This is a genomic window from Cupriavidus sp. FW305-3-2-15-C-LB2 (assembly GCF_058787575.1).
In genome coordinates this window covers 213,524-236,674 of the sequence record NZ_JBYSZW010000003.1, presented here as the reverse complement: position 1 = coordinate 236,674, position 23,151 = coordinate 213,524, and the positions used below count along the sequence as shown (strand labels likewise).

Sequence of the window (23,151 nt, the reverse complement as noted above, 5' to 3'; positions counted from 1 at the left end):
TTTATGGGTTTACCCTTCTGCCGGAATCGAAATGGCGCTGCACTCACATTCAACGTTTGACGGTTGCTAGTGCGCGATGTACTCTGGATCCAGAGTACAAGGTACAAACTTGGAGGCCAGTGTGATCAAGCTGCAGAAGATTTCTGCCAGACCGGACTATGTGGAGGAGGTGTACAAGACGCTGTTGGATGCCATCAGCGATGGATCCCTCGAGGCCGGAACCCGCCTGAAGCAAGAGGAAATCGCGGAACAGATGCAGGTTTCCCGCTCGCCAGTGCTGAAGGCCCTCCTTCTGCTGAAGAAGGACGGCTTTGTGCAGGACGTCCCCGGTCGAGGTGTAGAGGTTGCGCCCATGGACGCCACCGCTATTTCCAACCTTTACATGATCCGCGGCGCCCTCGACGCGCTTGCCGCCCGCCTTGCCGCCGAGCGCCGCTATGAGATCGATCCCAAGCTCCTCGCGGCTGGACGACGGGTTATCAAGGGCAAGGACGTCAAGGCCATGGTCGATGCGGATATGGCCTTCCATCGGGCGATTTACGACGCATCCGGCAATCCCCTCATTGCAGAGAGCGCCGAGGTCTACTGGGCCCATCTGCGACGCGCAATGGGTGCCGGCTTGCAGTTCGCCACGCAGCGCGAACCGATTTGGGATGAACACGAGGCAATTGCCAAGGCAATTGCAGCAGGTGACAGCGCGCGCGCGGCCGAACTGAGCGAACTCCACACCACCCGCGCGCGGGAATTGGCCGTTCGGCTCAGCCAGTCTCAGGCGGAGCAGCGGTTGGCGATTGCGTAGCCGGACGCCATCGCGCATGGCCCACAGCTTGCCATTTGCTCAGCGGAAAGCGATTTGCGGCGAGCAGTGAAAGACGTTCGCGAAGCGACTCTCATCAAGGTCCCGTCTGCGAACCAGGAAGTTAGCAAGTACATGGGGGGAGCCTGAAGGCGTGATGACAAGCTTCACAGTTGCTGGCGGGCGCACACGTTTCCGCAGCGCCACACCGGGACGAGTAGGGCTTTCCAGTTGCTTAGCATATCCTTGTCATCGTGCTGTCGCGCCCCCCGCCGAAGTGAGATAGCCCTGTTGGTCAGCTTTCGGCTACCCATATTGCCTTCGCCTGTCTACTGAAGGCTCGGCCCTCGGATCTTCCACCCCAATGACACTCGGTTCCATAGTTTGTACAAATTTTCCGAGAGATTCTGCTCGAACATGGCGATGGTTTCGTCATCGCTGGACCATCTCGACGCCAACCAAGTGGTGTTGACGGGGTAATTACGATTCTTCAAGGCACTCCGTCTTGATGTCCGGACACAGTTGGACTCACAGGACCGCACAGGCGTGCGTGTCCGTTCCCGCCTTGCGGGCCATAATGTTCCAGCCGTCAGGCAGTACGATGCCATTCTTTACTGCGGTTAGTTCCGCGACGATCGAGACAGCGATTTCGTGAGGGGTCTTGCTTCCAATGTGAATCCCGATCGGTCCATGCATGCAGCGAGCCTGGTCTTCTGTGACGCCGAACTCAAGCAGGCGCTCACGTCTCATCCGGTTATTTGCGCGCGAGCCGATCGCACCGACATAAAAGGCGTCCGATTGCAACGCCTCCATCAACGCAAGGTCGTCGAGCTTAGGATCATGCGTCAGGGCAATCACCGCTGTCCTACGGTCAGGCCCCATGGCGATGACCGTGTCGTCCGGCATGGTTCTCACCAGCGTCGTTCCCGCCACGTCCCAATCGCCGACGTACTCGTCGCGAGGGTCGCAAACTGTCACCTGGTACTCCAATGCAACCGCCATGCTCGCCAGGAAGCTAGACAATTGCCCTGCGCCGATCAACAAAAGCCGGTACCGTGGGCCGTACACCGTCACGAGGTGCTGCGCATCGAGACTCAGGACATCATCGGGTTGCGCCGGTCGGAAGCAAATCGCACCAGACCTTAAATCGAGCACACGAGCAAACAGTTCGCGACGCTCTACCCGTTCTAGCATTTCTCCGATGCGGGCCAAGTCGCGATGCGATTCAAGTACGAGTTGAATCGTACCGCCGCAGGGCAAACCCATTCGCCGCGCCTCTTCCGCATTAACACCGTAGGTCACGATCTCCGGCGTGTCGAAGGAGAGGAATCTCTTGGAATTCTGATAGATCAGGTCATCCTCAATGCAGCCACCTGACACCGAGCCAGACACACGACCGTCGTCGCGCAGGGCCAGCATTGCCCCGATCGGACGCGGGCTGGAACCCCAGGTCCTGGTGACGGTCGCCAACGTTACTCCATGACCAGCCTCCAACCAGGCCTTAGCGTCTTTCAGTACTTGCAGGTCAATACTGTCCATGTAGGCTCCTTGGCGCCTCGTTCCGGCCGCAGGCCCCTAACGGAGCAACGTGAATGCCGTGGCAGCAGCCGCGCTCAAGCCAATGATCCAAGGAAGCAGGCGGGCGTAGGGGATGCCGCTGCTCGTTCGTGCAATGGGCGCCGCCATGACCTCTTCTGCCGGAGTAGTGACGGCCGGCGCTGCGGCTGCCAACGTCTGCTCGAAGGCAGTAAAGAAATCGTCAGCCATCTTCCTGGCCGCGCTGTCAACCAGCCTGGAGCCAATCTGCGCGAGCTTGCCTCCGATTTGAGCCTTGGCGGTGTATTGAACCCGCGTACCCTGTTCCTCGGCGCACAGCACGACATCAGCGCCACCCTTGGCGAACCCAGCTGCGCCACCCTGCCCTTCAAAAACGAGTGAATACGAGGTCGGCGCGTGTGCGTCGACAATGGTCAACTTGCCCTTGAAGCGAGCGCTGACAGGACCGACCCTCGCTGCCACCACAACTTCAAATGCGTTATCGGAAGTTGCGGAGATACTCTCGCAGCCTGCGATGCAGGACTTGAGGATCTCCGGGTTATTCAATGCATCCCAGACGGCTTGCTGCGGGGCATTTACATGCTGATGGTTCGAAAGTTCCATGGTCAGACAACTCAAACGTTAATGCGATAGGGAGCGGGCCGTGGCTGCGCCCAATCTCCCCGGATCAAACCTCAATCCTGAGGCGCGCGTGGCTGAGCGGCGCAATCAGCCATTTTTGCACTGCGCTTCCCGTACAATCCGGCGAATACGGCTAGGGGTAAGCGGGACCTCGGTCAGTTCCACACCGTACGGTCGCAGCGCATCCTCAACGGCTTGCACCATCACCGGCGGTGCAGCCATGCGTCCGCCCTCGCCGCCACCCTTAATACCGAATTCCGTGTAGGGCGACGGCGTCTCCACGTGACCGACACGCAGATTCAAAGGCACCTCATGCGCAGTTGGCATGTGGTAGTCCGCAAAAGACGCCGTGAGCAACTGGCCATTGCTGTCGTAGTGGAATTGCTCATACAGGGCCGTGCCGATTCCTTGAGCCGCGCCGCCTCGCACATGGCCATCGAGCGTCATGGGGTTAACCACAGTGCCGCAATCGTGTACAGCGACATAGTCAAGGATGGTCACTTTCCCAGTCTGCGGATCAACCTCGACCGCAGCCGCGTGTGCCATATGCCCCATGATCGGGTAGAAGATGCCAAGATGGCTACGATCGGACGCCGGCATGGTTGTCAGCGGATGGTCGTAAACCGAGGTTGTTTCCAGGCCGCTGGAGAATTCTGGCGTATCCGGGAAGTCCAGACGGAAATAGTGGATAGCCGATGCAAGTTCCGCAATCGTCTTGCCCGATCCCGGGATGCCCTTGATGATAACGCGACCGCCGGACAGTTCCAGGTCGTCGCTACTGCATTCCAGCATATGTGCGGCAAACCGGAACATTTTGTTGCGCAGCGTCCTTGATCCCGCCACGACGGCCCCTGCAACCATCACCGTATATCGACTGCCGCCCGGCCCTGTACCGTTGAACCCCGCGTCCGTATCAGCGTAGCTGACCGAGATGTCAGACGGCTCAACGCTGAGCGCCTCCGAAACAATCTGCGTCACCACGGTCTCGGGACTGTTGCCCCAGAATGGCGCGTTCAGCTTGACAAATACCTTACCGGTGGGATCGATCCGCATCGACACCGCCTCGGGCGAACTGGTCAGCGCGAATCCAGGCTGCTCCGGAGGATTCAGCGACCAGAACTCGGTCGAACTGAACACGCTGCGCTCCTGGCAGGTCACCACGCCGATGCCGATGTACTTGCCTTCCTTGCGCGCGGCTTCCTGCCGGGCACGCCATCCCTCATAGTCGAACATCCTGAGCATCTCTTGCATGACCGCCTGGTAGTTGCCGCTGTCATACACATTGCCCGTGGGAATCACGAAGGGAAATTCCTCCGGGCGGATCAGGTTGCGCCGGCGGATCTCGACCGGGTCCAGATTTAGCTCTCGCGCGGCAGCATCCACCATCCGCTCTATCACGAAGTTGGATACTTCCGAACCAAAGCCACGATACGCGCCCTGCTGGCACTTGTTGGTCAGCACTGCGATGATTCTCGCCTGCACACTATTGATACGATAGGGCCCAACGATCTGAGAGAATGCATTGCCGTGTGTCCCATACCCATACTGCAGGTAAGCGCCATAATCATCCATGACTTCATAGCGAAGGGACAGGATAGTGCCATCGCGTTTGACCGCAAGCTCGGCTTCGTAGACACGGTCGGAGCCGTGTCCGTCAGCGTTGGTCATATTGTCGAGGCGGTCCTCGATGAACTTTACCGGCTGACCTGCAATGCGTGCCAGCCCCGCCGTCAGAACAATAACCTTGTGCAGGAACAGCTTCGAGCCGAAGCTGCCACCGGCAAGCGTCGGCACGATATTGAGCTGCGTCGAAGGGACGCCGAGAGAAGCTGCGCAGAGCCACCCGACATAGGTATACATCGACGTGTTGCAGTGGACCGTAAACTTCCCGGTGCCGGGATCGTACTCCGCAACCGCGCCGACAGTCTCCAGTGGCTGCGGCCCCGACCGGTTCCACCGCAGGCGACGCTTGATAACTAGATCGGAGCGAGCGAAGTCGTCGTCAACGGGACCGAACGCAAAGGTACGGTCCATCGCGACATTACTGTCACCCAGGTCCGGGTGGAGAACGGCTTCACCCTTGGCATGCAACGCCGCCTCGAAATCTGCAACGACCGGCAGCTCCTCGAAATCCACATCAATCAGTTCGAGTGCATCCTCCGCGATGTACCGGTCCACCGCAACGACAGCGGCAACCGCTTCGCCGACATGGCGCACCCGGTCGATGGCGATCGCGTGCTGAACGACAGGCGGGCTCGAGAATGTCACCGTCGGTCCAGTCGTTTCCGCAAACTCCTTGCCGGTGACGACGGCGATCACCCCGGGCAACTCGCGCGCACGACTGACGTCGATCGATTTGATACGGGCGTGAGCGAACGGGCTTCGCAGCAACGCAACATGAGCCATGTTCGGCAGCACGATATCGTCGACGTACTTACCGCGACCAGTGAGCAGTCGCGGATCCTCGACTCGCTTCATGCTCTTGCCGATCCAGCGCAAATTCTGACGAGGCGCTTCCGATTGCCGCGACGCCGGGATTTTTACGTCCGGGATATATCGCTCGGTCATGGCTGCACTCCTTGTTGTTGGCGCATGGTTTCGGCTGCCGACATGATGGCATCGACGATCGTCTGATAACCCGTGCATCGGCAGAGGTTGCCCGAGATGGCTTCTGCGACTTCTTCACGCGTGGGATTGGGATTGACACTCAGCAGCTCCTTGGCGGTCATGAGCATCCCCGGCGTGCAAAAGCCACATTGCAGGCCGTGCTTTTCCCAGAACGCCTGTTGCAACGGATGCAACTTCTCGATCGTGCCGAGGCTTTCGACTGTTTCTACAGCCGCCCCTTGCACCTGTACGGCGAACGTCAGGCACGAGCGTACCGTCTTGCCATCAAGCATGACGTTACAGGCGCCGCAGACCCCATGCTCACAGGCGACGTGTGTTCCGGTCAGATGGCATTCATTACGAAGAAAATCGGAAAGCAGCATACGGGTCGGTATGCTCCGCTCATAAGTTTTGCCGTTAACGTTGACGGCAACATCGATCTTGTGGACTGTCATGGCTTCAACTCCAGTGGTGCGTTGCAGTCAGGCATGCCCTTGGGCGCGCTCCGCCGCCCTGGCGAGCGCTCGGGCGGTCAGCGTACGAATCAGGTCGTGGCGGTACTGCCTGTCCGCATGGATGTCTTCGATAAGGTCGAACCCTTCACTAGCAAGCGCAGCGACGCGGTCGAACAACTCCGTTGACGGCGACTGGCCTGTCAGAGCTTGCTCGACCGCAGGCAGACGCCGCGCCCGGTCTGACACACCCGCGTAGGCGACCGACGCTTCCTCGATACGTCCACCGCGAATATCGAGCAGCGCGGCGACTAAAGTCATGGCGAAGTCGCCCTGGCGCGCCGACACTTCCTCAAACGCGTAACCGCGGCGGCTCGCCGGCACCGGGATTTGCACCTCGACCAATATTTCATTCGGTTCAAGTGCCGTGGCATAGATGCCCTGGAAAAAGTCCTCGGCCGCAATGCGGCGTTCGCCGCCAATGCCTCGAACCACCATAGTGGCCCCTACAGAGAGCATGACTGCCGGCATCTCCGAAGCCGGATCGGCGTGGCACAGATTTCCACAAAGGGTGCCGCGGTTCCGAACGGTTCCGTGCGCGACGTAGTGATAGGCTTCGCTCATCAAAGGACAGCATTCCTGGACTAGCGCTGAATCCTTCAGATCGGCGTGCCGCATTAACGCGCCGATACGGAGGATATCGCCGTCGCGACGGTGATAATCCAGTTCGCTCACGCCATTGATGTCAATCAGCACATCGGGCCGGGCCATCCGAAAGTTCATCATCGGCACAAGGCTTTGCCCGCCAGCAATTACCTTGGCGTCCGGGCCGGACTGTGCCAGCAGCCGCAGGGCGTCATCCAGCGTGCCGGGCCGGCGGTATTCAAAGGATGTGGGTTTCATATGTATTTCCAGGTCGTCGACTAGAGGCCAGTTGCAGATGTGGCCCGACGAATACATGAGGTTCCTGCTCTCGCGCCGATGACAGACGGTCACCGTTGCTGCTGCGACGCATGAGCCAACTGAAGGGGCGACCTAGGGACGCCTGACGAAATTAGAGGTGGAAGCGAGCGGCATCGAGGACGGAATGCCGTTCCACGGATGCAAAGGGCGGATGGGCAACATGTTGTCTCCTTTTGTCTTTATCGTTCGATAATTCTTGGTCGAAGCGCACACATTGTCAAGTGATAAATTACGAGAAGAAAGAAAGACAATATTTGATGCAGCTAGGTCCATGCTGGGGCGTGAAGTAAATCGGTTTCCGCCTTCCTGACAGCCCCCTCGCTCTTGCTGCGCTTCCCTAGCAGAGACATCCCTCTTCCATAATTCGAAGCGTGGGACATTTCTGTCTCCCAACCGGACACTTATGTCCGCCGGCTGTCTTCTGGGATTTGCTTAGGCTCACTTCAGAGCTGAGTTCGACAGCATTAATTACGGGATTACCCTCGAAAATTGCACCTAATCCTCCTTGGCACAGAACTTGATCATGCATCACCGCAATCGCAGCGCCGAACACACCAGCTGCGCATTGCTTGCGGCATGGCTCGCACCCCAAAGCCTGGCTCTGGGCGGCTGTGCAACAGAAATATTTACGCCCCTTCGACAAGGTCATCGCGACCGAACCGAACACATCAAAGAACTGGCGTCGCTCTGTCGCACGCCAACACAGGAGACGAAGTATGAGTCGTTGCGCAAAGCATTCTGCCGCCACGGTGTCAGCCCTGCTGGCCCTGGGCGCCACATTCAACGCCAACGCGCAATCTACTGTCACGCTGTATGGCGTGGCAGATATCAACGTCGAGTTTGCCAACCACGTCGGCAGCGTACCGTCGGCATCCAATCAATTCACTTCCGGCACCGGGGATAATGTCTACCGCATGAACTCTGGCGGCGTCGCCGGGTCGCGATGGGGCCTGCGAGGTGTTGAAGCACTGTCTGGTAGCTTGAACTCAGTCTTCGTGCTCGAAAGTGGCTTTGCCATCGATACTGGAGTCGGTGAACAAAGTGGACGGCTTTTCGGACGGCAGGCATACGTCGGACTGCAGGACCAACGCTATGGCCAGCTATCTTTTGGCCGGCAGTACACCTCTGCCTTTGATGCGCTGGCAAACTTCTCACCAATGGCATTTGCTACGCAGTATGATCCGGTTGTTGCACTCACCGGCCCAAACTTCCGGGAAGACAATTTGCTCAAGTATTCCGGCACATTCGGTCCGGTTACGGCGGTTGCGCATTGGTCCTTTGGTTCGGGCGTTGCCTTGCCACAAGTCGTAGCGCCCGGTGTCGCACTAGGCGGCAATGGCGAAGCGCCTGGGCACTTTCGGCGTGATACGGCGTATGGCGCCGGGCTGAACTATTTCGCCGGGCCGCTTGGCCTGGCGATCAGCTACGATCAGCTCAATCCGTCGATGGGTATCACTGGCGGCTCCATTAGCAGCGGTTCCTTCAAGAAAGCAGCTACTGCCGTCAGCTATAGCTTTGGCGCGGCGAAACTCATGGGGGGTTATCGCTGGGGACAAAACAAGGCACCCAATGGGGACACGCTTCAGCGCGACGATCTATACTGGATCGGTGGAACCTTTCAAGTCACACCCGCATTGAGCATTGCGCTCTCATACAACTACCAGAATCTGAAGAGACTCCTGGACAGCACGTCTTCACCGAATCCTTGGCAAGTAGGCTTTCTTTCCAGCTACTCGCTTTCCAAACGGACTGACCTCTATCTCACCAGCGCATTCTCGAAACATGCCGGGCTAATGCTTGACTCGGCCGCGACAGTGTTCGCAAACAGCCTCGCGCTCGGCAACAGCTACGCGCTTGCCACAGGGAAGGACAACATGTTCGGTGCTGCCGTGGGAGTCCGTCACACCTTCTGAGAGCCAGTTTGAAAGTTCAAGGATGGGCGGCTCTGCGCAGTAGAAGTCCGCCCATTGCAATATAGACCATGGCCTCGAATACGCCGGGACGCCGCTCATAGTCCCTGACCAGTGCATGTAGCGCAATGCGATGTTCCGTAAGCAGGGAACTGCCAGCGACCTCCTGCGCCAGGCCGTGCTTGAACGAATACTCTATCTCGGGAAAGGGGGGCAGGTCGTAGATGAACTCGCCCTCCAGGCAGGAGGGCGAGTTCATCTTCCGGCTGCCCGACAACCTGCCGGATCAGGCTCAGAGGGAACCGCTTGCCGATCACCGCAAGCGTCTGCAACAGTGCCCTCTCCGCGATGGAAAGCCGGTCGATGCGGGCGGCAAGCACCCCTTCTTTGTCGGAATATGCAAGCTGGGGAGCGTCTCCTCGATCTGGTAACTTTCGGGCACGCCCACCAGCGCGTTCTCCTCGGGACCAGAGTCCCGAACAGTGCGAGGATCCCGTCGCCCAGGGACTTGGCGACGTAGCCTTCGTAGTGATGCACGGTCTCCATCATGAGGCCACCACGGTCAATGAGATGGCGTGCTTCTTCGGGATCCAAGTCGTGGATCAACGCCGTCGATCCGGCCATGTCGGCAAATAGTGCCGTGATCGTTTTGCATTCGCCCGCGCGCTCCCCCTCGCTTCCAGCGTTGCCTGTTCGGGCAAGGTGCGCTCGGCCAGGTGGGGTGGCGTGTAATGAACCGGGGCAAACTCCGCAAGTGGAGTTGCACTTGGAGGCGCGCCACACTCACTGCAATACTTGGTTATTGGGCTCGACTCTAGTGTCCTGTCCCGTAAATAACTGGCATTAGTCTTGCATACCGTTTCGGCATTCTGGGAACGGAGATATCGAGATGATTACGGGCAGACCGAAGGCCGAATTGGTGTTGAGCGAAGACGAACGCGCGCAGTTGCAGGCGTTCGCGCGCAGCCGGTCGTTGCCTGCTGCGTTGAGCAATCGGGCGCGCATCATCCTCTGCAGCGCCGACGGTGAGCTCAATAGCGCGATCGCCGAGCGGCTGAAGATGGGCAACGCCACGGTCGGCAAATGGCGTGCGCGCTTCATTGCACGCCGAATCGCCTGTCTGTATGACGACGTTCGCCCGGGGGCCCCTCGCACGGTCGACGACGAACGGGTGGCGCAATTGATTCAGACCACCCTGCATACGAAGCCGGCCACTGGCTCGACACACTGGAGCGTGCGTGCTGTCGCGGCCGAGACCGGCATCTCCAAGAGCAGCGTGCAGCGCTACTTCCAACTCTTCGGGCTGCAACCTCATCGTACCGAAGGCTTCAAGCTGTCTACCGACCCGTTCTTTGTCGAGAAGCTGCGCGACGTGGTGGGCTTGTACCTGAGCCCACGTGACAACGCGCTGGTGCTGTGCGTGGATGAGAAAAGCCAGTGCCAGGCACTGGAGCGCACGCAGCCGATGCTGCCCATGGGATTCGGCTACGTCGAGGGCGTCACGCACGACTACAAACGTCATGGCACCACCACGCTGTTTGCGGCGCTGAACATCCTGAATGGAGCCGTGCTGGCGCGATGCAAACCGCGCCATCGCCATCAGGAGTTCCTGTCGTTCCTCCGAGAGATCGACCAGGCCGTGCCCGCCGAGCTGGACATTCACTGCATCGCCGATAACTACGCTACGCACAGCCACCCGAAGATCAAGACCTGGCTGGCAGCGCGTCCGCGTTGGCACATGCATTTCATCCCGACCTACAGTTCCTGGCTCAATCAGGTCGAACGTTTCTTCTCCCTCATTACCGATAAGGCTATCCGCCGCGGCTCGTTCACTAGCGTCAAGCAGTTGGTCCAACGCATCGATCATTTCGTGACCGCTTACAACGCGGACTGCCAGCCGTTTCGCTGGACTGCCACTGCCGACTCGATTCTCGAAAAGTTGCACCGACTTTGCTCACGTATTAGTGGGACAGGACACTAGTTGCCACAGCGTGGACAGACGCATGTCAGCTTGGCGCGGCACTCTTGAATTTTGCCGCAATTGGATTCTCGAACCGACATTTTGTGAAGCACATATCACTCTCCACCACTTCGGCCCGCCTTATAGGCCACTAGACGCCCAATTGATTCCGGTTTCAATCAGTGCTTGGGTGCCCGATCTGCTGCGGCCCGCTGACCTGCTCAAAGAACCGCCCCGCCCTGCGAGAGACAAGCCGAAAAAGCCCGTCACTTGAATACGGCAACGCTATGGCCGAGTTTCACAAGACAATGACTCCTCAACAAAGGCGCGAACTGCAGGGGAAAGCTCTCGCTTCCGGCTAGCGATTGCCAAATCAACAGCATACTCAAAGTCCTGGATGGCTCTGTAACAAACCTCCGGCTGTAGAAAATTCCGCATGGACTCGGGTACGACAGCCACGCCGTACCCAGCCGAAGCCAGGCTAATCGCAGAGATGAAATCCTGAACGCGATAGTCGAGAATCGCCGAAAATCCTCCGGCGGATCCCAACGCCGACAGTACCTCTCCGAAGCCCTCCTCCTCGTCGAACTGCGGCGAAACAAAGGACTGATCTTTCAGGTCACTGGCAACCAATCTTGGCTTCCTCGCCAGCGGATGGCTCTCCGCCATGGCAACGACCACACGTTCACTCTGTATGAGCGTTGCCGTCAAGCCCGCCGGATACTGGCGCCGCAGCCGCACAATGCCGACATCAATCTCGCCGCTATCCAGCGCTTCAAACTGCCGTGGCGTATCCATGGCCACGACCTCAACGCGCACATTTCCATGGGAAACGCGGAAATGGCGCATTAATCGCGTCAGCACACCGCTGCTCACGCCAGAAGCTACATATGCGATTCGGACAATGCCCGCAAGGCCTCGTGCCGCCAGCCGGCCGACCTGATCGGCTCGTTCCAGATGTCGCAACGCCCCCACGGCTTCCGCATGGAACAGACGCCCCGCATCCGTGAGCGTCACCGGTTGCCGTTTGTTCCGATTCAGCAGGCGAACTCCCATGTCCTGCTCCAACCGCTGAATCTGCGCACTCAGGGCGGATTGCGCCACATCGAGGCGATCTGCCGCCTTGGCGAAGTGCAGCTCCTCGACCACGGCAGTGAAGTATCGCAATTGCCGGGCATCGATCATTTGATCTCCATCTCCGAATAAAGATTATGTTCGGGCCGCTGGATGCCGACCAGGAAGCAGGCTGAAATGGAGTCCCGAACTTAGAAGGAGACCCCAATGAACGCACCGCTCGCAGACGCGATTCTCTCCACCCCCGAGCAACCCCTCTTCCATCTGTTGCCCCACGCCGATCACCATCGCCTCATGCATGTCACGGCCGACGAGGCCGCACTTTCCGGCTTTCTTGACGACGCCCGACATGTCGATGTCCAGAATCTCGAGTACGTCCCGTTCATGCGCTACCACCTCGCCAACCTGCTGGTCCAGCGCCTTGGCAACGGCTTCGCGCAAACCTTGATTGACTTGGTCAAGAACCGCCGCCACGGTGGATTCACGATGGGTCTCCAGGGCCTTTCGGATGACTCTGCAGACTTCGTCCGGCTCGGTACGGCCGTGTGCCATATCCTCGGCCCCAGCAATCACGATGCAATGTCCGGGACATACTACGCCCGCTTCATCGTGAAACACACGGACGACAGCGACTCCTACCTGCGCCAGGCCTATCGCCTGTTCACGATGCACACTGACGGGACGTTTGTCAGTGAGGCGACAGACTGGCTGCTGATGATGAAATTTTCCGAAGAAAATGCCATCGGTGGGGAATCGCGTTTCTTGCATCTTGATGATTGGGACGAGATCGAGCAATTCGTCAATCACAAACTTGGGACCAGGCCCTTCCAGTACAAGGCGCCAGGCTCCAAGAATGTCTCCGATAGAGTCGAGCGCCCCATTTTCTTCCAGAGCCAGTTCGGACTGTCGATGTCGTTCATTGATCAGTTCGTCCAGCCCGCCGACCGCGACGAAGCGGCCTTTCTCCATGCGTTGTCGGCCTCCATGGAGGCGTCCGCCGGCACGAAGGAAGTCTCCCTTCCGGTCGGCGACCTCGTCGTGCTGAACAACTATTTCTACCTCCACGGTCGGGCGCCTTTCAAGAAGAATGAGTCGCTGTTCCGTGAACTGATGCGACAACGCGGCACCCTCGCATCATGAGATGGGCTGGCGCTGTTAATCCCGTATTGCGATCGTGTCGATGCGGATGCCGCGCCACTCGAACGAGCAGAATGCAGGAAGACAAATGAAACTCCACGAAGGCACAAGAATTCCGGAGGGGCTGCCTGCCACGCAGCGCCATCTCGCCGCCTATGCGGCGAAGAAACATCTCCCTCCCAAGCTGCAGAAGATCCTTTCCCTGGCCGACTTCGAAGCCGCCGCGCGCAGCCATCTGCCACGGCCGTTGTTCGGCTACATTTCCGGCGCCGCCGAGGACGGCATATCCCTCAATGCCAATCGAAACGCATTCGAGCAGCTTAGATTTCTCCCCAAGGTCTTGATCGACGTATCCCATCGATCGCAAGACACCGCCATATTTGGCAAGACCTACGCATCTCCATTCGGCATTGCACCGGTGGGCATCAGCGCCATCTCGGCATATCGGGGCGACATCGCGCTGGCGCAGGCGGCGCAGGAGGAGAACATTCCGGCGATCATGAGTGGCTCGTCCCTGATTCCGATGGAAGCCGTCCATGCCGCTGCCCCCGGCACATGGTTTCAGGCCTATCTTCCCGGTGATACCTCGCGCATCGACGCGTTGATAGACAGAGTCGGCGCAGCAGGCTTCTCGACGCTCGTCATTACCGTCGACATCCCGGTATGGGCGAACCGCGAGAACAACGTACGGACGGGGTTCTCGTTGCCGTTGCGCCCCTCCCTCCGACTCGCAATGGACGGACTGGCCCACCCCCGCTGGCTCGCTGGAACCTTCTTGCGAACCCTCATCGCTCATGGCATGCCCCATTTCGAGAACTCCTTCGCGACCCGCGGCGCGCCCATGCTCTCGGCTTCGGCAATACGTGACACGACTGGCCGGGACCACCTGTCCTGGGCGGACATTGCGCGGATCCGCCAGCGCTGGACCGGAAACCTGGTCATCAAAGGCATTCTTCATGCTGACGATGCCAGGCACGCCGTTTCGCTTGGTGCGGATGGCATCATCGTCTCGAACCACGGTGGACGCCAACTGGATGGCGCAGTCGAACCCCTGCACGTACTGCCGCATATCTGCGATGCGGTCGGAGACCAGACGGTCGTGATGATGGACAGTGGCATCCGGCGAGGTGGCGATGTCCTCAAGGCGCTGGCGCTGGGCGCTCGCTTCGTCTTCCTGGGTCGACCATTCATGTATGCAGCGGTTGTCGGTGGCATACATGGTGTAAGACATGCTATCAGCCTGCTCAGGGAGGAAGTCGATAGGAACATGGCTATGCTCGGCACGCCAACGATTGCGCAGGTTCATCGCGACGTGCTTGCCTGAGCCTAACATGGGGTCGCGCAGACCGCGTGGCCCTTCGTACGCTACTCGATGCGTAGTGAGGCGGCCGGCTTGAACCGCCGACCGCCCCGCGCCACCATCACGACAGCGTGTAGGCCGTCTTGACCGCAGTGTAGAACTCGCGCGCATAAGTACCCTGCTCGCGTGCCCCGTAGCTGGATCCTTTGCGACCCCCGAAAGGCGAGTGGTAGTCGACCCCGGCAGTCGGAACGTTGACCATCACCATTCCTGCGACCGAGCGCCGTTTGAAGTCAGTCGCATACTTCAGGGAGTTTGTGCAGATGCCGGACGACAGCCCAAAGTCGGTGTCATTGGCCACGGCCAAAGCTTCCTCATAGTCTTTGACTCGAATCACCGTCGCAACAGGGCCAAAGATTTCCTCGCGATTGACACGCATATCATTGCGTGTCTCCGTGATCAGTGCCGGAGAAAGATAGAAGCCTGGGGTGTCGCGCTCAAGACGTTCGCCACCAGAAACCAGGCGCCCGCCCTCCGAAACTCCCAGGTCGATGTATTGGCAGTCCTGTTCAAGCTGATCCTGCGACGCCACCGGCCCGATATCGGTCCCGTCTTTCAACGCATGGCCGATGCGAAGTTCGGACATGCGCCTTGTCATCGCCGCCACGAAGGCATCGTGGATACCCTCCTGCACCACGAGGCGGCTGGACCCTGTGCAGCGCTGCCCGGTCGAGTAGAACGACCCCTGAATGGCGACGGAGACCGCAACGTCCAGGTTGGCATCATCGAGAATCACCAGCGGGTTCTTGCCGCCCATTTCCATTTGCACCTTTGCGCCACGCTGAACACACGTGACTCCGAGGTGCCGGCCCGTATCGACCGAGCCCGTGAAGCTGACGGCCCTGACCTTTCGCGAAGCTGCGATGGCCTGACCAACACTGGAACCAGGTCCCATGACCAGATTGAAAACGCCCGCGGGCAGTTTTCCTGCGCGGACGATAATTTCCGCCAACGCCCAGGCGCTTCCGGGCACCAGATCGGCGGGCTTGAATACGACGGTGTTGCCGTAGGCCAGCGCGGGAGCAATTTTCCAGGCCGGAATAGCAAGCGGGAAGTTCCAGGGTGTAATGATCCCCACAACGCCCTCGGGTTCGCGCGTCACTTCGACGTCGACACACGGGCGAATGACCGGCAGTTTTTCTCCGCTGACGCGCAACGCTTCGCCTGCAAAGAACTTGAAGATGCGACCAGCACGCACTGCTTCGGCAACGCCTTCGCCACGGGTCTTTCCCTCCTCGCGCGACAATAGTTCCCCCAACGCTTCGCACCGAGCCAGGAGCTCCGTGCCAACTCGATCGAGCGCATCGGCTCTTTGCTCTGCCGTCCACCTTTCCCAAACGCCTCGGACGTCAAAGGCGGCGTCAATGGCTTGCTCGGCTTGCTTGGCGTCGGCGCGGGTGTAGGCACCAATTACGTCGTCGGTATCAGAGGGGTTGATGTTCTGGCCGGTTCTCGGGCCTTCGACCCACTCGCCGCCGATGTAGTTTCTGTGAATGGATGTCGTCATATCAGTGATTCAGTAGGCTGCCTCGTACAGGGCCAGCGCCTGGTCGTATTCGATCTCGCGGGGATTGTGGACCAGTAGGCGCCGAATATTCATCACGTCCCGGGCCAGCATCGGGATGTCCTCCCCCCTTACCTTCACCTCGCGCAGGCTGTGCGCATACGGCATGTCGGAGACCAGTTTGCAGATGGCGTCGACAAAGTTTCTCGCAGCGTAGGTGTCGGTGGTCGATTCGAGTTCCGGCAGCAATGCGCGTCCCATCCGCGCGTAGATGGCGCTTGCCGATTCGAGATTGAATCGCAGCACATGGGGCAGCATTAGCGAGTTGGAGAGCCCGTGCGGCACGTGGTAGTGAACCCCGAGCGGATAAGCTAGTGCATGGACGGCACCGACGGAGGAATTGGCGAAGGCCATGCCGGCAAAAAGGGAGCCGAGCAACATTTGTTCCCGAACATCGAGGTTCTTGCCGTCGTGGATCGCCAGCGGAAGATTGCGGTAGAGCATCTTCAACGCCTCTATCGCCAGCGCATCCGACAACGGGTTCTTCTTCAGATGCGTGGTGAGGGTCTCGATGGCATGAACCATGGCATCCACGCCGGTCATGGCCGTCACCGCCGGTGGCAAGCCGACGGTCAATTCGCAATCGAGCAGCGCGAGATCCGGCAGGAGCAGCCCTGCGACAATCGGCTTCTTCTCATGCGTGGGTGTAGTCACCACGGAAATCGGCGTAACTTCGGAACCAGTGCCCGCCGTGGTCGGGATCTGGATCAGCGGCAGCCGGGGCCCGCGCGCCAGACCCACACCGTAGATCTCGTCCATCGCCTGAGGGGTACGGGCGAGCAAGGCCACCAGCTTGGCCGTATCGAGCGAACTGCCCCCACCGAAGCCGATCACGCCATCGGCGCCGGCCTGCCTCGCGCTGTCGGCGGCATTAATGATGGTGGCCTCTGGCGGATCGGCCAGCACATCAGCGTATACCGTGACCTCCACTGACGCGTCTCGTAGTGCCTCGATAGCCGATGTCGTCAGACCGGCCTTATGTAGTCCGCCGTCCGTGACCAGGAAGGCGTGCCGCATTCCGTGTTCGCGGGCCAATGTGCCAAGATGACGGATTGCGCCGCGCTGACACGTAATCTTTGGGGTGGTGTGGAAATCAAATTGACTCATGTTTGGGTTTCTCCTCGGCATCTCAGTGGACCCTCAACGGCTTCGGTAAGCCAACATGCGCCCGCCATGTTCTGCGTCAAGCGCCGCATGCGAAGGCGGCATTCCGACTGGCGCAATGCATGGTGAGATGCGACCGCAGGGTGATGTGCCACGTGAATGCGGTGCCGTCTGATCAAGACCAGACAGCACCGCCCGCGGGGCAAAGCGGATTGACCTGGCGCTGCTCACGCCAGGCAGACTTGCCGACTTACCTGGCCGGCTCAGCTCGACAGCACAAAGCCTTCATAGCCGTTCCGGGCGTTCTCTTCGCACTTCTCCAGATACAAAGGCAGGCCACCCGGGTAGTTGAGCATCTCGCGCTTCTTGCCAGGAATGTTGGCGCCCATGTACCACGAGTCGGTCTGGACGAACAGCGACTTGGATGCCACGTCATTCACGTGCTCGGCCCAGGATTCGTCGGCTTCCGTCGTCGACTCGATGCGCTGGTATCCGTTGTCCCGCAGGTGCTCGAGACACTGAATGACCACATCGCCCTGTATTTCGGCAGCGGTCGGCCCGTTCAGGAAGCCTGTGGGAGCATGGGGGCCATACACGAAAAGCAGGTTCGGGAAACCAGCGGTTGCCAGGCCCAGGTTAGCGCGAATGCCGTCTTTCCAGCGATCATTGAGCGTCGAACCATCGGTGCCGCGAATATCGATGCTCAGGATGCCGCCGGTGACCGCATCGAAGCCGGTGCCGAGGACAAGAATATCGAGCTCGTGCTCCGCCCCGTCGTTCATGACCACCGCCGTCGGTGTGACGTGGTGGATGGGGTTCTCGCGAATGTCCACCAGTGTGACGTTAGTCTGGTTGAAGACCTCGTAGTAGCCGTTTTCCAGGCACGGCCGCTTGGTGCCAAATGGATAGGGTGCGGTGTCGGGAGCCATCTTACTGGCGATTTCCGGGTCGTTGATGCGCGCACGCGTCTTGTCCCGCCAGAAGGCGTACGCCGTGTCGTTGGCCTCCTTGTTTGACAGCACGTCGTTGAACGTCGCCAACCATGGGTGGAATCCCGCTTTCGCCCAGACCGCCTCATAGGTTGCCTGACGCTCCTCCGGCGACACTTCCATGGCGCCTACAGGCAGGAAGTCCATATCGAATCCGGCGAATGTCCGTCGACGCAAGGCATATCGTTCGGGATAGGCTTCCTTCATCCTCGCTTGCATCTCGGAATTGGTTTGGCGAGGCCCCATCGGCAATGCCATGTTCATGGTGCGCTGGAAGACGGTCAGGTGGGATGCTGTCTTGGCCGCCTCCTGAATAACCTGCACCGCACTAGCACCGGTACCGATGACACCCACGCGCTTGCCCTTGAAGTCCAGCCCCTCCTGCGGCCAGACGCCGGTATGCGGCTTCGGACCGGAAAAGGACTCCAGACCATCGATCTTCGGAATATACGGCTTCGCGGCAAAGCCCGTGCACAGGATCACATAGCGGCCCTGGAACTGCTCGCCGCCGGTCGTCTCCAGCGTCCACTGCTTCTTTGCCTCATCAAAGTTTGCAGATGCCACGCGCGCGTTGAATTGCATGTCCTTGCGCACATGCCATTTGGAATCGACATAGTGGAAGTACTCGCGCAGCTCTTCCCAACCCGGGAAGAGTTCCTTCCAGGTCCAGTCCTTCCACAGGGTCTCATCGGAAAATTCGTAGATCGGGACCTGAGTGTCCACCCGGGCGCCCGGGTAGCAGTTCCAGTACCAGATCCCACCGATGTCCGGCGCGGCTTCAAGCAGGCGCACCTTGAAGCCGCGCTTGCGAAGGTTGTAGAGCTGGTAGACGCCCGAGAAGCCTGCGCCCACGATCAGGACGTCATAGTGGTCGCCCGCTGCATGACTGGCGGAAGGAGTCGTTGCTGAGGAAATAGCGCTGTTCATGATGAAATCTTCGTATAAGGCGATTGTCGAAAGTTCGTGGTTGGCGTTATCCATTCATGCCAATCCGATGCGGGGGCGCACCCACTGCGCCATCCTCTGGATGACGTCATCCGCTTCGGGCGCCACGCCGGCCAGGAACTGGAAGACGTGCTGCATATCGTCGTAGCAATCGAACTTCACCTCGACACCGGCCTGCTTTGCCTTCTCGACGATGCGAATGCTGTCATCGAGCAGCGTCTCCGCATTACCCACCGTCAGGTAGATCGGGGGATATCCGCTGTAGTCGGTGTAGAGCGGGTTCGCCAACGGGTCGTAGCGGTCTCCCTCCGGACCGATGAACAGCGGCCCCAGAAACTCCGTGGTGTCCTTCGACACAAAGGCATCCCGATGTGCGTTGGTCTCGTAGGTTTTCCCGGAGATATCCCAGCCCGCCCACGGCGAAATCGGCATGGTGGCCGCCGGCAGCGGAAGATCGCGCGCACGTGCTGACGCAATGGTTGTCAACGCAAGTGCGCCGCCTGCCGAATCCCCCACCAATGCAATATGCCGGGGCTTCAGGCCCTGATCCTTCAGGAGCCATTCATAAGCTGTCGTCATGTCATTGACCGGACCCGGGTGCGGATTCTCCGGAGCCCGGCCATAGTCGACAATCAGCGCCCGGCAGCCTACGGCCTTGGCAATGTGGGCGAACATCTTCCTGTGCGTGTACATCGATCCGACGACATAGCCACCTCCGTGCGAGCAGAGCAGTGCGCGGTCCGGATCGCACCCTTTGGGAATGGCCCACATTGCCGGCACGCCTGCGGCATTGACTTCGATGTAGTCGACACCACCAGGTTCGGCGGTGACATCGCCCCAATGGGAGAACAGTTGTCGCACTTCTTCCAGCGACATGTCGGGCTTCTCGCTCATTGTCTTGACCCAACCTGCATACAAGGTCTTGAGCGCTTCAGATTCAACGCTAGCCATACGTCTCCTTTCAGTCTTGTGAGTAGTAGTCAGTTCCCTTTGCATCGGGTCGGCGCGTCGCGAACCGCCGCCCCCAGATGCATTGGTGTTACCTGTAGATGCGACATCACGGGCAAACCTCATAGATCAAGTTCTGTGCCACCCGGTTTTGGCACAGAAAGCAAGGGTTTTCCCTGTGAAAATGCGCTGATTTCAAGTGGACGTGCCGCATCTGTCCGAGGCCGGTCGGACAAAAATGTCTCGCGAGTCTTGGGACAGGACACGCCGGCTTTGGAGCGAGTGGACTTGCTAGCGGCATGGCTGGCGCACGACCGCAGGTTGCAGGCCTCATCGCAGTGGATCGTGTGGACGCCCGCCTGGAAACGAGAAGTCGATGGGTGCCGATTTCGTGCTGGATCCGACGAAACGCAATGTGGTGCGCGACGTCATGGAGCCGAAGCAAGGCGCTGGCCCGGTCGTCGTGCCCGGGCGGCTAGGAGCGCATGTGCCGAATGCGCAATGTCGTTTTCAGCCAGCGCATCTGGCTTCCTTGCCTCGTCACGCACAAGTACTCGCTGGACGATGTGGTGGTGCACACGAGTTTGCCCGCAGCTTCACCCGGCTGCGACAAAGCCTGGCGAATCGTCCCCCTTTCTTCCCAAACGGAGTTGTGTAATGATCTAAAGATAAAGAAAAGGCTGCCTGGAAAGGCCCGGTAACTGGTCTCGCACTTCAGACTGTGCAGCCAGAAGGAGACAAGCGGTGACTTCAAACCAAAGCCCCTACTTCGGCTTCGACAAAGATGCCCGTGGCGTGCGAAGCCTGTGGGAACGCTTCAATGCAGGGCTGATCGATATCAGCGACCGGCGGCCGCCCTACCAGCAGTTTCTGCTCAACGAATGGCAACGCTGCACCACGCTCGGCGTCGACGTTGCGTTAACGGTAGCCCAGCGACTCAACGAGGAAGAGTTCCGGCAGCGTCTCCAGTCGGGCCAGCGCCTGCTGAACGCCTCTGTGCCAGTCATCCAGGATGTAGGGCATTTTCTCGATGAGATTCCCGGCCTGATCATCCTTACTGAAGCCACGGGATGTGTCCTGCATATCACGGGCGCTCCCAGGATCCGCGAACAGGCTGCCACTCGCTCGGGCATTGTGGAGGGCTCCAAATGGAACGAGGCTTCCGCAGGCACGAACGGAATGGGCACCGCGCTTGCCACGGGGCAGCCAGTCCATGTCTTTGCCACGGAACATTTTTGCGAAGGCTGGCATTCGTGGTCGTGCGCCGCGGCGCCGATATTCGACATTGACGGGCGCACCGTCCTTGGTGTCGTTGACTTCACTATTGAAGAATCCGCCTTCCGCGACCAGGCATTGGCATTGACTGTGTCGATGGCCAACTCGATTCAAGCGCGCATGGTCATGTACAGGGAACTGGAGCGTAGCCGGCTGATCTCAGCGTTCGGCGAAACGGCGCGCCGCTACCCTCACGACGAAATGTTAGCGCTGGATCACGTCGGACGCGTGGTTGCTCACTCGCCAACCGATCGCTGCAGCAAGATCGTCGCAGCCTGGGGGGCGGGATCGCTGCAGGTCACGCCGGTCAGGCAAACGATCGACGTTTCTTCGCCTGAATCCGGCGAGAGAATTGGCGCGATTATCCTGCTGGCCAGCGAGCCGCAAATCCGCTTGCCTACTTCCGAACGCGCGCCCTTTCCGCAAAGCGATGCGGATCCCGTCAGGCGGTTCGGCCAGTTCCTGACCCGCGACCCGGAAACCCGGCGCATGCTGGACGAACTCCAGCGCGTGGCAACGACGGACGTCAATGTGCTGATCATTGGCGAAACCGGCACCGGCAAGGAATTGCTGGCGAGACATCTGCACGCGTGCAGTCACCGCTCCAATGAGCCCTATCTGCCAGTCAATTGCGGCGCCATCAGCGCGGAGTTGATGGAAAGTACGTTTTTTGGCTACGTGAGAGGCGCGTTTTCCGGCGCCGATCCACGCGGCCGCGCCGGATACTTCGAATCAGCGAGGGGTGGCACCCTGTTTCTTGATGAGGTCGGCGAACTGCCGCTGGCAATGCAGGCCGGCCTGCTTCGGGTATTGGAAGATGGCTCGTACCAACGGGTCGGTTCGTGCGAATCGCAGCGCGCACAGTGTCGGATCATCGCGGCTACCCACCGGAATCTGGAGCAGTTGGTCGCCGAGGGACAATTCCGCCAGGACCTCTACTTTCGCCTGAAGATCGTGCAGAAGACCGTCAAGCCACTGAGGGCGCGCCCTTGCGATATCCCCCCTTTGATCGAACAGTTTGTCGGCGCCATGCGCGAGAAGCACAGGATCGCTGCCGTCGACATCACGCCAGAAGCCCGCGCGGCACTCGAACGCTACACTTGGCCAGGCAACGCCCGCGAGGTGCGCAATGTCATCGAGGCGGCGCTGCTGTGTTCTGAAGGGCCCATCGATATTTCCTGCCTGCCGCCTGAAGTCACGCAACCACCTCAGCAAACCGAGAGGCTAGAAGCCGGCCCGAAACCGCCACCAACGGACAACCTGTCTTCCATGCAGGATTATGAGCGTCAACTGATCATCGGGATGCTGCGCAAGTACCGGAAGGCCAACTACGCTGCCAAGGCGCTCGGCATCGCACGTTCCACGCTCTACCGAAAATTCGCCGAGCTCAATATCGATCCGGGTCAGTACACGTCGGGCCAGGACGATTAATTCGTACTGCATGCGTCCATATCACCCCAAGGTCAGGCTTGCAGACCGTTGAGACGCATCTTCCTTTCCCCTCGCCAAGCCAACTCGCGCGGCACATCTTCGCGTGATTGCGGCGTGCACCCCTTTCCCTTAAAGCTGTTCGGCTCTCTCACGCAGGCTCGCCTGTCACGGAAGACATTCGAAGGACAGCGGGGTCTCATCGATCGGTCGGATTTGTCCGGCGCATCTCGCCCGGACAGGGTGCAAGCCTGCTTCAACACAGCAATTAGACCCAATTTCCCCGGGAATACCTGCAAGCACCGTCTCAAGCGACGACGGCACGGAACTTGATCATGAATGCCGGCAATCAAGGCGCTGGTGCATCACCACCATGGATTGCACAGGGCTCGATCTGAAACACCAGCCTCACGTTCGGATCCGCTGACCACCATGTCAAGCCGCTTGCAACCCGGGAGGCG

General features: G+C 59.5%; 17 protein-coding genes and 2 pseudogenes. 7 read left to right on the top strand and 12 right to left on the bottom strand.

Features of this window, described 5'->3' with window-relative positions:
- Positions 1–121: 121 nt before the first annotated feature.
- Positions 122–799 (top strand): GntR family transcriptional regulator, encoded by a 678-nt coding sequence (locus AC3WRR_RS04675; RefSeq protein WP_233528044.1) that lies wholly within the window; start codon positions 122–124, stop codon positions 797–799.
- 525 nt (positions 800–1,324) lie between these two features.
- On the opposite strand, the gene AC3WRR_RS04670 is transcribed toward AC3WRR_RS04675, so the two are convergent.
- The 5 genes from AC3WRR_RS04670 to AC3WRR_RS04650 form a co-directional block, all read right to left on the bottom strand.
- Entirely contained in the window at positions 1,325–2,335 is a 1,011-nt protein-coding gene (locus AC3WRR_RS04670) for an XdhC family protein (protein WP_058697589.1), read from the bottom strand.
- 36 nt (positions 2,336–2,371) lie between these two features.
- Positions 2,372–2,956, bottom strand: a complete 585-nt coding sequence (locus AC3WRR_RS04665) for an SRPBCC family protein (RefSeq protein WP_070940825.1) — start codon at positions 2,954–2,956, stop codon at positions 2,372–2,374.
- 105 nt (positions 2,957–3,061) lie between these two features.
- Positions 3,062–5,542, bottom strand: a complete 2,481-nt coding sequence (locus AC3WRR_RS04660; RefSeq protein WP_058697588.1) for a xanthine dehydrogenase family protein molybdopterin-binding subunit — start codon at positions 5,540–5,542, stop codon at positions 3,062–3,064.
- Positions 5,539–6,036, bottom strand: a complete 498-nt coding sequence (locus AC3WRR_RS04655; protein WP_058697587.1) for a (2Fe-2S)-binding protein — start codon at positions 6,034–6,036, stop codon at positions 5,539–5,541. Before AC3WRR_RS04655 ends, AC3WRR_RS04660 begins: the two co-directional genes overlap by 4 nt.
- A 27-nt stretch (positions 6,037–6,063) precedes the next feature.
- Positions 6,064–6,936, bottom strand: coding sequence for an FAD binding domain-containing protein (locus AC3WRR_RS04650; RefSeq protein ID WP_058697586.1), 873 nt, complete (start codon positions 6,934–6,936; stop codon positions 6,064–6,066).
- Positions 6,937–7,712: 776 nt separating this feature from the next.
- Between AC3WRR_RS04650 and AC3WRR_RS04645 the strand changes: the two genes are divergently transcribed.
- Entirely contained in the window at positions 7,713–8,909 is a 1,197-nt protein-coding gene (locus AC3WRR_RS04645) for a porin (protein WP_058697585.1), read from the top strand.
- 16 nt (positions 8,910–8,925) lie between these two features.
- On the opposite strand, the pseudogene AC3WRR_RS04640 reads toward AC3WRR_RS04645, so the two are convergent.
- Positions 8,926–9,021: pseudogene (locus AC3WRR_RS04640) on the bottom strand (IS5/IS1182 family transposase); the annotation flags it as partial.
- Positions 9,022–9,380: 359 nt separating this feature from the next.
- Positions 9,381–9,709 (bottom strand): annotated as a pseudogene (locus AC3WRR_RS04635) (adenylate/guanylate cyclase domain-containing protein); the annotation flags it as partial.
- 86 nt (positions 9,710–9,795) lie between these two features.
- Between AC3WRR_RS04635 and AC3WRR_RS04630 the strand changes: the two are divergent.
- Positions 9,796–10,887 carry an IS630 family transposase gene (locus AC3WRR_RS04630; RefSeq protein WP_058697583.1) on the top strand — a complete coding sequence of 364 codons (1,092 nt, stop codon included), beginning with the start codon at positions 9,796–9,798 and terminating at the stop codon, positions 10,885–10,887.
- Positions 10,888–11,151: 264 nt separating this feature from the next.
- On the opposite strand, the gene AC3WRR_RS04625 is transcribed toward AC3WRR_RS04630, so the two are convergent.
- On the bottom strand, positions 11,152–12,051 hold the full coding sequence (locus AC3WRR_RS04625) for a LysR family transcriptional regulator (RefSeq protein WP_058697582.1): 900 nt from the start codon (positions 12,049–12,051) through the stop codon (positions 11,152–11,154).
- Between the two features lie 96 nt (positions 12,052–12,147).
- On the opposite strand from AC3WRR_RS04625, the gene glaH reads away from it, so the two are divergent.
- Both glaH and AC3WRR_RS04615 read left to right on the top strand, forming a co-directional pair.
- Positions 12,148–13,080: a glutarate dioxygenase GlaH gene (gene glaH / locus AC3WRR_RS04620; protein ID WP_058697581.1), complete on the top strand. Its 933-nt coding sequence runs from the start codon at positions 12,148–12,150 to the stop codon at positions 13,078–13,080.
- An 85-nt stretch (positions 13,081–13,165) separates the two neighbouring features.
- Positions 13,166–14,401 (top strand): alpha-hydroxy acid oxidase, encoded by a 1,236-nt coding sequence (locus AC3WRR_RS04615; RefSeq protein ID WP_058697580.1) that lies wholly within the window; start codon positions 13,166–13,168, stop codon positions 14,399–14,401.
- Positions 14,402–14,498: 97 nt separating this feature from the next.
- Here the strand turns inward: AC3WRR_RS04615 and AC3WRR_RS04610 are convergent, their stop codons facing one another.
- From AC3WRR_RS04610 to AC3WRR_RS04595, 4 genes are all read right to left on the bottom strand, one after another.
- A complete protein-coding gene (locus AC3WRR_RS04610) occupies positions 14,499–15,944 on the bottom strand; it encodes an aldehyde dehydrogenase family protein (RefSeq protein ID WP_058697579.1) in 1,446 nt (481 codons plus the stop codon).
- 9 nt (positions 15,945–15,953) lie between these two features.
- Positions 15,954–17,108 (bottom strand): iron-containing alcohol dehydrogenase, encoded by a 1,155-nt coding sequence (locus tag AC3WRR_RS04605; protein ID WP_116318645.1) that lies wholly within the window; start codon positions 17,106–17,108, stop codon positions 15,954–15,956.
- Positions 17,109–17,368: 260 nt separating this feature from the next.
- On the bottom strand, positions 17,369–19,075 hold the full coding sequence (locus AC3WRR_RS04600) for a flavin-containing monooxygenase (RefSeq protein WP_199414555.1): 1,707 nt from the start codon (positions 19,073–19,075) through the stop codon (positions 17,369–17,371).
- Positions 19,076–19,990 (bottom strand): alpha/beta hydrolase, encoded by a 915-nt coding sequence (locus AC3WRR_RS04595; protein ID WP_058697577.1) that lies wholly within the window; start codon positions 19,988–19,990, stop codon positions 19,076–19,078. It lies immediately after the preceding gene.
- Between the two features lie 373 nt (positions 19,991–20,363).
- On the opposite strand from AC3WRR_RS04595, the gene AC3WRR_RS04590 reads away from it, so the two are divergent.
- Positions 20,364–20,645: a hypothetical protein gene (locus AC3WRR_RS04590; RefSeq protein WP_147316203.1), complete on the top strand. Its 282-nt coding sequence runs from the start codon at positions 20,364–20,366 to the stop codon at positions 20,643–20,645.
- Between the two features lie 86 nt (positions 20,646–20,731).
- Entirely contained in the window at positions 20,732–22,693 is a 1,962-nt protein-coding gene (locus tag AC3WRR_RS04585; RefSeq protein WP_058697576.1) for a sigma-54-dependent Fis family transcriptional regulator, read from the top strand.
- Positions 22,694–23,151: the final 458 nt, after the last annotated feature.

Excerpts from the sequence above, each read along its gene's own strand:
- AC3WRR_RS04670 (WP_058697589.1), bottom strand. The coding sequence starts at position 2,335 with ATGGACAGTATTGACCTGCAAGTACTGAAAGACGCTAAGGCCTGGTTG.
- AC3WRR_RS04665 (WP_070940825.1), bottom strand. The coding sequence starts at position 2,956 with ATGGAACTTTCGAACCATCAGCATGTAAATGCCCCGCAGCAAGCCGTC.
- AC3WRR_RS04660 (WP_058697588.1), bottom strand. The coding sequence starts at position 5,542 with ATGACCGAGCGATATATCCCGGACGTAAAAATCCCGGCGTCGCGGCAA.
- AC3WRR_RS04655 (WP_058697587.1), bottom strand. The coding sequence starts at position 6,036 with ATGACAGTCCACAAGATCGATGTTGCCGTCAACGTTAACGGCAAAACT.
- AC3WRR_RS04650 (WP_058697586.1), bottom strand. The coding sequence starts at position 6,936 with ATGAAACCCACATCCTTTGAATACCGCCGGCCCGGCACGCTGGATGAC.
- AC3WRR_RS04645 (WP_058697585.1), top strand. The coding sequence starts at position 7,713 with ATGAGTCGTTGCGCAAAGCATTCTGCCGCCACGGTGTCAGCCCTGCTG.
- AC3WRR_RS04630 (WP_058697583.1), top strand. The coding sequence starts at position 9,796 with ATGATTACGGGCAGACCGAAGGCCGAATTGGTGTTGAGCGAAGACGAA.
- AC3WRR_RS04625 (WP_058697582.1), bottom strand. The coding sequence starts at position 12,051 with ATGATCGATGCCCGGCAATTGCGATACTTCACTGCCGTGGTCGAGGAG.
- glaH (WP_058697581.1), top strand. The coding sequence starts at position 12,148 with ATGAACGCACCGCTCGCAGACGCGATTCTCTCCACCCCCGAGCAACCC.
- AC3WRR_RS04615 (WP_058697580.1), top strand. The coding sequence starts at position 13,166 with ATGAAACTCCACGAAGGCACAAGAATTCCGGAGGGGCTGCCTGCCACG.
- AC3WRR_RS04610 (WP_058697579.1), bottom strand. The coding sequence starts at position 15,944 with ATGACGACATCCATTCACAGAAACTACATCGGCGGCGAGTGGGTCGAA.
- AC3WRR_RS04605 (WP_116318645.1), bottom strand. The coding sequence starts at position 17,108 with ATGAGTCAATTTGATTTCCACACCACCCCAAAGATTACGTGTCAGCGC.
- AC3WRR_RS04600 (WP_199414555.1), bottom strand. The coding sequence starts at position 19,075 with ATGGATAACGCCAACCACGAACTTTCGACAATCGCCTTATACGAAGAT.
- AC3WRR_RS04595 (WP_058697577.1), bottom strand. The coding sequence starts at position 19,990 with ATGGCTAGCGTTGAATCTGAAGCGCTCAAGACCTTGTATGCAGGTTGG.
- AC3WRR_RS04590 (WP_147316203.1), top strand. The coding sequence starts at position 20,364 with ATGGGTGCCGATTTCGTGCTGGATCCGACGAAACGCAATGTGGTGCGC.